The 10,751-nt window shown below is 73.1% G+C and carries 11 protein-coding genes and 1 pseudogene; 10 read left to right on the forward strand and 2 right to left on the reverse strand.

Features of this window, described 5'->3' with window-relative positions:
• Positions 1-35 precede the first annotated feature (35 nt).
• Positions 36-883: pseudogene (locus GEV28_RS39780) on the reverse strand (M23 family metallopeptidase).
• A 184-nt stretch (positions 884-1,067) separates the two neighbouring features.
• Here GEV28_RS39780 and GEV28_RS39785 point away from each other — a divergent pair.
• Positions 1,068-1,736, forward strand: a complete 669-nt coding sequence (locus tag GEV28_RS39785; protein ID WP_291419134.1) for a hypothetical protein — start codon at positions 1,068-1,070, stop codon at positions 1,734-1,736.
• 98 nt (positions 1,737-1,834) lie between these two features.
• Positions 1,835-2,926 (forward strand): helix-turn-helix domain-containing protein, encoded by a 1,092-nt coding sequence (locus GEV28_RS39790; RefSeq protein WP_367115284.1) that lies wholly within the window; start codon positions 1,835-1,837, stop codon positions 2,924-2,926.
• A 6-nt stretch (positions 2,927-2,932) separates the two neighbouring features.
• On the opposite strand, the gene GEV28_RS39795 is transcribed toward GEV28_RS39790, so the two are convergent.
• Positions 2,933-4,027 (reverse strand): hypothetical protein, encoded by a 1,095-nt coding sequence (locus GEV28_RS39795; RefSeq protein ID WP_291419136.1) that lies wholly within the window; start codon positions 4,025-4,027, stop codon positions 2,933-2,935.
• 117 nt (positions 4,028-4,144) lie between these two features.
• On the opposite strand from GEV28_RS39795, the gene GEV28_RS39800 reads away from it, so the two are divergent.
• From GEV28_RS39800 to GEV28_RS39835, 8 genes are all read left to right on the forward strand, one after another.
• A complete protein-coding gene (locus GEV28_RS39800; RefSeq protein WP_291419154.1) occupies positions 4,145-5,440 on the forward strand; it encodes a tyrosine-type recombinase/integrase in 1,296 nt (431 codons plus the stop codon).
• Positions 5,430-5,780 carry a RidA family protein gene (locus GEV28_RS39805; RefSeq protein WP_291419138.1) on the forward strand — a complete coding sequence of 117 codons (351 nt, stop codon included), beginning with the start codon at positions 5,430-5,432 and terminating at the stop codon, positions 5,778-5,780. The genes GEV28_RS39800 and GEV28_RS39805 overlap by 11 nt, the downstream gene beginning before the upstream one ends.
• Before the next feature lie 176 nt (positions 5,781-5,956).
• Positions 5,957-6,538 (forward strand): RNA polymerase sigma factor ShbA, encoded by a 582-nt coding sequence (gene shbA, locus GEV28_RS39810; protein ID WP_291419140.1) that lies wholly within the window; start codon positions 5,957-5,959, stop codon positions 6,536-6,538.
• Positions 6,535-7,383, forward strand: a complete 849-nt coding sequence (locus GEV28_RS39815; protein ID WP_291419142.1) for a hypothetical protein — start codon at positions 6,535-6,537, stop codon at positions 7,381-7,383. Before shbA ends, GEV28_RS39815 begins: the two co-directional genes overlap by 4 nt.
• Positions 7,384-7,712: 329 nt before the next feature.
• Positions 7,713-8,300 carry a dihydrofolate reductase family protein gene (locus tag GEV28_RS39820; RefSeq protein ID WP_291419144.1) on the forward strand — a complete coding sequence of 196 codons (588 nt, stop codon included), beginning with the start codon at positions 7,713-7,715 and terminating at the stop codon, positions 8,298-8,300.
• A complete protein-coding gene (locus GEV28_RS39825) occupies positions 8,297-8,641 on the forward strand; it encodes a YciI family protein (RefSeq protein WP_291419146.1) in 345 nt (114 codons plus the stop codon). The genes GEV28_RS39820 and GEV28_RS39825 overlap by 4 nt, the downstream gene beginning before the upstream one ends.
• Complete coding sequence (locus GEV28_RS39830; RefSeq protein ID WP_291419148.1) at positions 8,634-9,851, forward strand: sigma-70 family RNA polymerase sigma factor; 1,218 nt, start codon at positions 8,634-8,636, stop codon at positions 9,849-9,851. The genes GEV28_RS39825 and GEV28_RS39830 overlap by 8 nt, the downstream gene beginning before the upstream one ends.
• A 30-nt stretch (positions 9,852-9,881) precedes the next feature.
• Positions 9,882-10,595 (forward strand): precorrin-3B C(17)-methyltransferase, encoded by a 714-nt coding sequence (locus GEV28_RS39835; protein ID WP_291419150.1) that lies wholly within the window; start codon positions 9,882-9,884, stop codon positions 10,593-10,595.
• The last annotated feature ends 156 nt before the right edge of the window (positions 10,596-10,751 follow it).

The following is a 10,751-nucleotide window of genomic DNA, read 5'->3' on the forward strand; positions in this document are numbered from 1 at the left end:
CGTGCACGCCACGCCGGCGACCGCTCAACCGCAGATCAGCCGCAGTGCTCGTACGGGCTGGTGTAGCTCGCCGAGCCGACCGAGCCGCCCCACTTCACGCACTTCGCCGGGGCCGACTTGCGGACCGGTCCGGCGTAGTAGGCGAACGAGCCGGAGTCGGTCGTCCTGGTCGCGCCCTCCACCTGCAGGAAGGCGGACGTGGCCGAGGGCGTGCCGATCGAGGTCGCCTTGATCGTGGCGACACAGTTCGTGCCGTCCTTGTACAGCAGGTACACCCGCCCGGCCGAGCCGAGCGCGGCCGAGTCGATCACCGAGTAGCCGGAGCCGCAGACCTCCTGCGGGGTGTATGGGTTCGCGCCGCCGCACCTGTTGCGGCTGGTGTAGCTGCGGGTGCCCCAGTAGAAGATCTGGCTGCCGTTGAAGACGATCCTCACCGCGGCACCGCCGGAGCGCTGCTCGTAGTGCAGGTGCGGGCCGGTGGAGCCGCCGGTGCTGCCGACGTCGCCGATCCGCTGGCCGCGGGACACCTTCTGGCCCACGCTCACCCGCTGTACCGAGAGGTGGGCGTAGCGGCTGGTCCAACCACTGCCGTGGTCGATCTCGATCCACCGGCCGTAGCTCGTGCTGCCCTCGTTCGCGACCCGCGAGACCCGGCCCGCGGCGGAGGCGACCACGGGGTCGCCAGGTCGTTCGTGCGGTTGAGATCGACCGCGTTGGCCGGGCTGTGGTCGCTGCGTGTCTGGCCCTGCCACGTCTGCCCGCAGGGAAAGGGCATCTGGAACGCGGGCGCGGCACTGGCCTGCGGGGAGACGACCACGTTGACGACCGCGGTCGCGACCAGTGTCGCGCCGGCTAACGCGGCTACCCATCGTGTTCTTGTCACACTTACCTCCAATGTGTCACAGCAACTGGACGTGATCATCCGACCACACCATCGGCGTCGGGAAAAGGTGTTCGGCACGGTTGCGTCGCGACACGCCGGTGGAGGTCCCACCGGATGACTGGTTTCCGAGTGAGAATCAAGTGAGCGAGCCGGAACCGGACCCGCCGATCAAGAGGAGTCGTACGTGGTGAACGACCCAGCACACGTGGACCTCCTCACCAAGTTTCTCCGTCCGGTACCGGTCGGCGACTTCATCGACGTCGTCTGCCAGTGGCTGCAGGACGCACACGAGGCCGCCACGGAGCTGCAACCGGCGCGGCGCAACACCCACCGCGGCAACTGGGACAACAACACGAGCTTCGGCACCGACCGCTACCAGTACCTCCGGGCCACCGCGGACTCGCTCATCGGCGAGCTGCCGGGCCTCGAGGTCGACGCGGCGTTCCAGTCGGTGTTGCTGAAGCTGCCGCAGGTCGGGCTGTACCAGCTGCTCATGCCTGCCGGACCGGACGGGTCACTCGGTGACGCGAGCGACCTGCGCCGCGAGCTGTTCGGCGCGGGCGACGACGAAGGCCTGCTCAGCCGGCGGGACGCGTGGCTGTCCGGGAGGGAGCTGCTGTTCCTGCCGTGGAACGGCACCGAGTCGCTCGGGCTGAGCGGTGTGTGGGTCGGCCAGGGCGTGCTGCAGGACGACAACCACATCAGATGGGACTGGCGCGTCGATCTCCGGGAGATGGTCTCGGGGCTCACGCCGGAGATCCCGGCCGGCCGGCTCGCGCCGGACGCGTTCGGGCTGCCGCAGCCGATGCTGCCGTTGCGACCGCGTGCCGAGGCGCCGGCCGCCACTGAGTAACGTCACGCTGTCACGTCACGCTTCACCCGATTGGCGCCACTCTCCGTGCTCGACGACGATGGCGCTGTTCCGTATCGGCTCGTTCAGGGGGTTTCGTCGTGTCCACGGATGCCGCCGCTGTCGCGCAGGCATTCGCCCCCGCCCGGCTGACGATGGCCCGCGAGCTGGCCGGCCTGCGCAAGCGCGAACTGGCCGCGCTGATCGAGCGCACCGCGGCGGCTGTGTCGCAGTACGAGCTGGGTCAGTCCCGGCCGAGCCCCGATGCCTTGTCCCGCTGCGCTTCCGCGCTCGACGTACCCGTCGGGTTCTTCGCCGCGGGCCGGCCGCAGCTGCGCCTGGACACCACCCACGCGCACTTCCGCTCACTTCGCGCGACGACGGCCGTGCAGCGCCAGCAGGCGCTCGCGCACGTGGAGCTGCTGTGGGAGATCACCGACCAGCTGGACCAGGTGATCGAGCTGCCGCCGGTCGACCTGGGTCTCCCCCTGGGCATCCCGCACGGTGACGTCGTGCGCACCGCCCGCACGGTCCGCAAGGCGTGGGACCTGCCGACCGGGCCGGTCGTGCACCTCGTCCGAAACCTGGAGGCGCGGGGCATCGTCGTGGCCGGGATGCCCGCGGTGGACAGCGTGGCCATCGACGCGTTCTCGGCGGCGCTGCACGGGCGCCCGGTGATCGCGCTGTCGGAGAAGGGCAACCCGATGCGCCGCCGCTTCTCGGTGGCACACGAGCTGGGCCACCTGCTGCTGCATCCGGACCCGGCCCCCGGCTCCCCCCAGCACGAACGCCACGCCAACGCCTTCGCGGCGGAGTTCCTCATGCCGGCCGCCGAGATCCGTCCCCTCCTGCCGTCGCCGGTGGACATCCCGGTGCTGAAGGAGATCGCCGACGGCTACGGTGTGTCCGTGGCGGCGCTCCTGTACCGCGGCAAGGACCTGGGCGCGTACGCCGACTCCACCGTCCGCCGCACGATGGCCACCCTGACCGCCCTGGGATGGCGCACCCACGAACCGATCCACGCCGACTACGCCGGCGAGCAGCCCGCCCTGCTCCGCCGCGCCGTCGAGCTCGGCGCCGACCACGGCCTGCCGCTGCCCCTGCTGGCCGGCAGGCTCCACATCGGACTCCCGCGCCTGCGGGAGCTGATCGGCATACCCAACCCCAGGCCCCGCCTCCGCCTTGTGCGCTGAGCGGGTCTATCCCAGCAGTACCGCCAGCAGCCGGGTGCGGAGGTCGTCGGCCGGGTTCGTCGGGTCGAGGAGGACCTCGCGCATGGCGGTCAGCCGAGGGTCGTGCGCCCGCGCGTCAGCGGCCAGTTGCTCGGCGAGCCGGGTGCGGTCGGCCGTGGCGCTGTCGCGTTCGGCGGTGAGGGTCGCGATCGTCGTCGTGGCCTCGGCCATGGAGCGGGTCGCCGCGTCGGCCGTCGTGCGCTCGTCGGCGGCCTGGCGTTCGGCCGACGCGGCGCGGGTCGCGTTCGTCGTGGCGATGCCTTCGGCGCGGGCCTTGGCCAGGTCCGCTCGAGTGGCGGACTCCCTGGCGGCACGGGCTTCCGCGCGGGCGCGGTCGCGGTCCAGGCGGTGGCTCTCGGCCTCGGCCGCGGCGGTCTCGGCGGCTTCGTCGGCCTGCCGCACCTCCGCGTCGGTCGTCTCGCGGATCCGCTGAACCTCGGCCCGGGCGGCGTCGCGGGCCGCCTGGACCTCGGCGGCCGCGGCCTCGCGGATCCGGTCGACCAGGGTCTCGGCCTCGGTGCGGGCCAGCTGGACGTCCGCTTCCGCGGTAGCCCGCACCAGGTGGATCTCGGCCTCGGCGTTGGCATGCGCCTCGCGAGTCGCGGCCTCGGCGGCGGACCTGGCCTCCCGCACGGCGGTCTCCGCGGCGGCGCGGGTGTCGGCGGCGTCGGCCTCGGCGGTCTCACGCAGGCCGCGTTCGGTCGCCGCGGTGGTCTCGGCCTGCCCGGCCCGGGTGGTGGCGGCCTCGATCTCCTCGGCGAGCGTGCCGCGCAGCGCCTCGGCGGCGGCCAGCGCCTCGGCCAGTGGGCCGGCGACGCGGTCGGCGGTCGCGGTGAACGTGGTGGTCGCGGACAGCACCTCCGCACTCCCCCGCTCGCCGAGCGCCTCGGCCAGCGCGTCCTGCGCGGCGGCGAGCTGCTTGCACGTCTTCCCACCCGGCCAGGAGCGGTCCGGGCAGTAGGCGAACGGACGCCCGCCCTTCGGGCCCGGCCCGGGCAGCGGCGCCCGGCACCGGCTGAAGCCACAGAGGCCCGAAATGTCCGCATCGACCACATTACTCATGATCCAAGACCTTAGTAGATGGTTCTATAACTACCAACCTGGCTAATGGTTATGTAACCATAATCGAAGTCAGCTACAGAAGTGAGCTTTTGTAGCTAAGCTGCCCGAGTGACCGAGATGGCGGCCCGCGGTGCCGACCTGGCGCCCGAGGACGGCCCATGGCCGGGCGTCGGCGACCCCGCGGAACTGCTGGGGGCCATCGCCGACTGGCTGGGTGGCTACGGCAACGCCGCGACCCGCCGCACCTACGCCGAAGGTCTCGGCCTCCCCACGAGCGCCGCCGACCTCCGCGGCTGGCTCCGCACCACCGACCACCCGTGGACGACCGCGGTCACCCGCTACGCCGCCGCGCTCGGCACGACAGCGCATGCGACAGCGGGCACGGCGAGCGGCGACGCCCGGCGCACTCCCCCGCCGGCCGCCCGGGGACGGTTCCGCCACCTGCACTGGTTCCGGTGGTGCGCCGGCCACGGCATCGACCCGCTCGCGGCCACCTCCGCGCACGTCAAGGGCTGGCTCGCCGCGCTCGACGAGGCCGGCGCGGCGGTCGCCACCCGGGACCGGATGCTCGCCACCGTCAAGGCGCTCTACACCCACCTCGCCGACACCGGGCTCGCCGACGGCAACCCCGCGGGTCTCGACAGGCGCAGACTCGGCCTCGCCAAACCCAAGGGCACCACCACCGGCACGGTCGTGCTCACCACGGGACAGGTCCGCGCCCTCTACGAGACCGCCGCCGCGAGAAGGCAGGGCGCCGGGCCCAAGGACACCGCCCGCGCCAAGGCCGTCGTCGCGTTGTTCACCCTCGGGCTGCGGGTCAGCGAGCTCTGCGACCTCGACCGGGCCGACCTGCACGTCACCCGCGGGCGCCGGGCGCTGCGCGTGCACGGCAAGGGCGGCAAGACCCGCGTCGTCTACCTGCACGCCGCCGCCGAGCAGGCACTCGCCGACTACCTGCGGCTCACCGACGAGCCGGGCACCGCGCCGGCCACCCGGGGACCCCGCGCGAGCCGGCCGCTGATCCTCACCCGCACCGGCGGCCGCTACCGGCGCCAGACCGTCTGGCAGCTGCTGAGAAGGCTCGCGACGGCGGCCGGCGAACCACTCCGCGACGTCGCAGGCGCCATGCACCCGCACGCCCTGCGCCACTTCTACGTCACCACCGCCGTCGAGGCCGGAGCACAGCTCGTCCACGTCCAGGCCGACGTCGGGCACACCAGCATCGACACCACCGAGCAGGTCTACAACAGCGCCGCCCGCGACCCCGCACGCAGCGCGGTCGACCTCGTCGCCGACGCGCTCCACCTCGACGGGCGCGATGTCGGGGGCGATGTCGGTCACGACGCGCGGCAGACCGGCGCGGGCGACGGCATGATCGGGGCGAACCCATGGGAGGTGGTCGGTGAGCACTGATCCGCAGCATCCGTACAGCCCCGCCGTCGTCGCGGCCGGCCTGGTCTTCGTGTCCGGCTCGCTGCCGGTGCGGCCGGACGGCACGATCGTGTCCGGTGGCCGGGCGGCGGTCGACGCGGCGCTGGAGCAGATGAAGGAGCGGATGGCCACGGTCGGCGCGCGGCTGGCGGACGTCGTGAAGTTGACCTACTTCGTCACCGACCTGAGCCTGCGCGACGCCGCGAACGAGCAGTACGTCGACCTGTGGCCGGAGCCGCGGCCCGCGCGGACCGTCGTCGGCGTGGCGGCGCTGCCGAGGGGCTGCGAGGTCGAGATCGACGCGGTCGTGAAGGCGCCCTGATCCCGCTGGACGGTGACGAGCTGTATGCGAACCTCAGCCTCGCCGCACTGGGGACGGTCACCGGTGACGGAGAAGTGGTGGTGACGGAGAAGGTTCGGGCCTGACCGCGCGTCGTCGTTACCTCCGGATCGCTGATCATCGATAGGGTGATGGCCAAGGGGGCCCAGGAGAGGGCGATGACGGTGGTGACGCACGACAACGAGCTCGCGCGGCGCGCCAGACGCGGTGATCCCGAGGCCGCCGCGGACCTGCTGACGCGGATCCGGCCCGGGGTGCTCCGGTACTGCTGGGCGCACCTCGGCTCGCTCGGCCGCGGTGACCAGACCCCCGACGACGTCGCGCAGGACGTCTGCCTGGCGGTGTTCGAGGCGCTGCCCCGCTACCAGGATCGCGGGCTCCCGTTCACCGCGTTCGTCTACCGGGTCGCCGCGCACAAGGTCGCCGACGCGCACCGCGGCGCATCCGCCGCCACGACCCGGCCGATCGAGACGGTGCCCGAGCCGATCGACGACGGTTGGAGCCCCGAGCGCCACGCGGTCACCGCCGACCTGTCCCGCCGGCTGCTGCCGCTGCTCGACGACCTGACCGCGGCGCAGCGGGAGATCATCGTGCTGCGCGTCGCCGCCGGGCTGTCCGCCGAGGAGGTCGGCGCGGTCATCGGCAAGTCGCCCGCCGCGGTCCGGATGACCCAGTCCCGTGCTCTCGCCCGGCTCCGCGAGTGGGCCCGCCAGCACGCCCCGGACGAGGTGGTCGCATGACCGCCGACCACCCCGACCTCACCACCCTGCGCGACGACGACCAGCTGCTCGACCAGCTCGGCCGTGGTGCGCCCGCCGACGGTGACGTCGAGGAGATGCTCGCCGGCTGGCGGGCCGGCCTGCCCGACGCCGGCCCCACCGACAGGCACCTGCTCGACGCCGTCACGGCCACCGTCACCGGCAGACGAGCCGCGCGGCGCCGCCGCGAGCACGCGAGCAGGCGCCGGGGCGCGCCGAACCGGAGGCGGACGGCGCGGGTGTCGTCGAGCGCCGCGGCGGCCGTGCTGATCGCCGGCGGAACGGTGACCGTCGCCGCCGCGCACGCCGGCCCGGACAGTCCACTGTGGCCGGTCACCCGGGCCGTCTACGGAGACCTCGCCGAGTCCCGGGTCGCGCGGGACGGCGCCATCCAGGCGGTGTCCGACGCCCGGACCGAGGCCGGCCGGGGCCACTACCCCGAGGCGGAGCGGCTGCTCGCCGTCGCCGACTCGTTGGTGGTCAAGGTGCACGAGCCGGCGGACGCGCGGCGGCTGCGCCTCGACATCGCCACCGTCCGCGACCTGCTGCCGAAACCGCAGCTACCCGCGACGTCCTCGGCGAACGTCCCGATCAAGCCGCCGCCACCCACGCCCGACGGCAAGGACGGCAAACCGGACGACACGGCGAACGACGACAACCGCGCCGGCACCGGTGACGACGATGGCGACGGAGACGACCGCGACCGGGACGACGGCAACGGCAAGTCCCACGACGACGAGAAGAAGGTGCGACCGCGCGCCCTCCCGTCGGTGCCGGAGGTCGACCCCGGCGAGCTGCCCATTCCCACCGAGACCGAGGGCCGCTAGGCCGATCGGCCCAACCACGCTCCCCCTGTCGTTGGCAATCGGGACCGATCGCGCCGTGACGCGTTGCGCGCCGACGCCCGCCCCGATTCACGTCCGCAACGCCGTAGACCCGGCGTCGGCGGCGACACCCCCCGCGCCGACGTCGCTCGTCGAGTCCGATGACGCCGGCCCCCAAGCCCCGGGTGGGCCCGGGCCCGACGAGATCGTGGTGTCCCTCCCGGCCCGCTCCCGGGAGGGGCACCACTCGTAAGTCCCCCGTCGAGGAGTGTCGATCCGGCCCGACCGCGTTCGTGTAGGAGGCAAACACCCTCCGACGGAAGGAACGCGCGATGCGCAGGATCGTGGTCGTCGACAACCTGACGCTCGACGGCGTGATGCAGGCCCCCGGCCGGGCCGACGAGGACACCCGTGGCGGCTTCACCCGCGGCGGCTGGGCCGTGCCCTACGCCGACGAGGTGATGAGCCGGGTGATGGGCCGGCACATGGCCGACTCCGGCCCGCTGCTGCTCGGCCGCCGAACCTACGACGACTTCCACGGCTTCTGGCCCGACCAGCCCGCCGACAACCCGATCGTCCAGGTGCTGAACAACACCCGGAAGTACGTCGTGTCGCGGACCCGCGCCGACCTCCCGTGGCAGAACTCCACGCTCATCGACGGCGACGTGCCCGAGAGGGTCGCGAAGCTCAAGACCGAGCCGGGCGGCGACATCGTCGTCCTCGGCAGCGGCGAGCTGCACGAGACGCTGATGCGCCACGACCTCGTCGACGAGTACGTGCTCTCGATCCACCCGCTGGTCCTCGGGCAGGGCCGCAGGCTGTTCCCCGACGGCGCTCCGGTGGCGGCGCTCCAGCTGGTCGATAGCGTGACCACCACGACCGGCGTGATCCTGGCGACCTACCGACGGAGCGGGCGATGAAGCAGTACCTGCTGAGCATCTACACCCCGGAGGGCGACCCGCCGCCGCCCGAGGTGCTCGACCCGATCATGGCGAACCTCGCAACCCTGAACCAGGAGATGCGCGACGCCGGCGTGTGGGTCTTCAGCGCCGGGCTGCACTCGCCGAGCACCGCGACCGTCCTGCAGTCCAAGGGGTCCGACGTGCTCACCACCGACGGCCCGTTCGTCGAGGGCAAGGAGTACCTCGGCGGGTTCACCGTCATCCAGGCACCCGACCTCGACGCGGCACTCGTGTGGGCGGGCCGGCTCGCGTCGGTGCTCGAGCCGCTGTGGATCGAGGTCCGCCCGATCAATGGCTGACCCACGCCGGGACGTCGAGCGGGTCTTCCGGGAGGAGCACGGCCGGGCGGTCTCGGTGCTGGTCCGGGTGTTCGGCGACATCGACGTCGCCGAGGAGGCGGTCCAGGACGCGTTCGCCGCGGCGGCGCGGCGCTGGCCGGAGACCGGGCCGCCGGCCAGCCCCGCCGGCTGGATCATCACCACCGCGCGCAACCGCGCGATCGACCGGCTGCGCCGGGAGGCGTCGCGCGCGGACAAACACGCCGAGGCGGCGCTGCTGCACGCCGAGGCGGAACCGGAGGAGGTGGGCGCCGTGCGGGACGACCGGCTGCGGCTGATCTTCACCTGCTGCCACCCGGCGCTCGGGACCGCCGCCCAGGTGGCGCTGACGCTGCGGCTGCTCGGCGGCCTCACCACCCCGGAGATCGCGCGGGCGTTCCTGGTGCCGGAGTCGACGATGGCCCAGCGCCTCGTCCGCGCGAAGGGCAAGATCCGCGACGCCCGCATCCCGTACCGGGTGCCCTACGAGGCCGACCTGCCGGCGCGGCTGCGGTCGGTGCTCGCGGTGGTGTACCTGATCTTCAACGAGGGCTACACGGCGAGCTCCGGTCCCGAGCTGGTGCGCGACGACCTGTGCGCGGAGGCCGTCCGCCTGGGCAGGCTGTTGGCCGACCTGATGCCGGACGAGCCGGAGGTGACGGGCCTGCTGGCGCTGATGCTGCTGACCGGGTCCCGCCGCCCGACCCGGGTCGGGGCCGGTGGCGACCTGGTGCGGCTGGCCGACCAGGACCGGTCCCGGTGGGACCGCGCGTTGATCGCCGAGGGGCAGGGTCTGGTGCGGCAGTGCCTGCGGCGCGACCAGCCGGGGCCCTACCAGATCCAGGCCGCGATCAACGCCGTGCACAGCGACGCCGCGTCCGTCGGGGCGACCGACTGGGGCCAGCTCGTCCAGCTCTACGACCAGCTGCTGGGGTTCACGCCCACACCGGTCGTGGCGTTGCACCGGGCGATCGCGGTGGCCGAGGTCTCCGGTCCCGCGGCGGGGCTGGAGCTGGTCGAGTCGCTGTCCCTCGACGGCTACCACGTCTTCCACGCGGCCAGGGCCGACCTGCTGCGCCGGCTCGACCGGCCGGCCGAGGCCGCCGCGGCGTACGAGGCGGCGATCGCGCGGACCGACAACGCGGCCGAACAGGAGTTCCTGAAGCGGGCCCGCGCGTCCCTGCGCAGTTGATATCCTCCCGACGGACCGGGGAGGATTTCCGTGCGACACATCACTTTCGTGGCCGCGGCCGCGCTGCTGCTCGCGTGCGCCGCGTGCACCGCCGAGGTCGCCGGCGCCGGGCAGAGCGGGACCTCCGGCGCCACGGCGCCGGAAGGCGACCCGGACGCGCTGCGGTTCCGGCCGGTCCTGCGGTCGGCGCCGATCAGTGGGACACCTACCGCCGGGGCGCCCACCGGCACCGCGCCCACCAGCCCACCGCCCACCGACGCGACGCCGACCACCAGCACGACACCCACCAGCACGCCGAACGAGCGGCAGCGGATCGACCCGGACGACCCGGCCGCCGCGCAGGCCGCGCTGGCCGCCCTCGACTGCGCGTCCCCGGACCCGCTGGCCGGCGAGGACGACGCCGCGCTGCCACTGCTCACCTGCGACGAGGAAGGCGAGACCGCCTACCTGCTCGGCCCGAGCTTCCTCACCGGCACGGACATCACCGAAGCCAGGGCGGAGGCCGGCCAGTACGACGAAAGCTGGGTACTGAACGTCGCGTTCTCCGAGTCCGGAACCAAAGCCTGGGCCGACTTCACCGCCGCCAACGTCGGCAAGCAGGTCGCGATCGTCCTGGACACGACCGTGCTGTCCGCCCCGCAGATCCAGGAGGCGATCGCCGGCGGAAGCACTCAGATCTCCGGCAACCCGACCCAGTTCACCCGCGACTACGTCGAAGACCTGGCCGACCGCCTCGGCGGTTAGGTCGTGTCTCGTGGGTCTTGGTCGATGGGATTCGTGATCCAGATGGCTCCTGGCAAGGCGGCGGAAGGTCGCTCATACCGGGTTGTATTCGGGCCTTCCGACAACGCGGCCAGGGGGCATCTGGGCGCGAATACCACGATCCAAGATCCGCGAGAC

The sequence above is a fragment of the Actinophytocola sp. genome, assembly GCF_009379765.1.
In the GTDB taxonomy this organism is placed as follows: domain Bacteria; phylum Actinomycetota; class Actinomycetes; order Mycobacteriales; family Pseudonocardiaceae; genus Actinophytocola.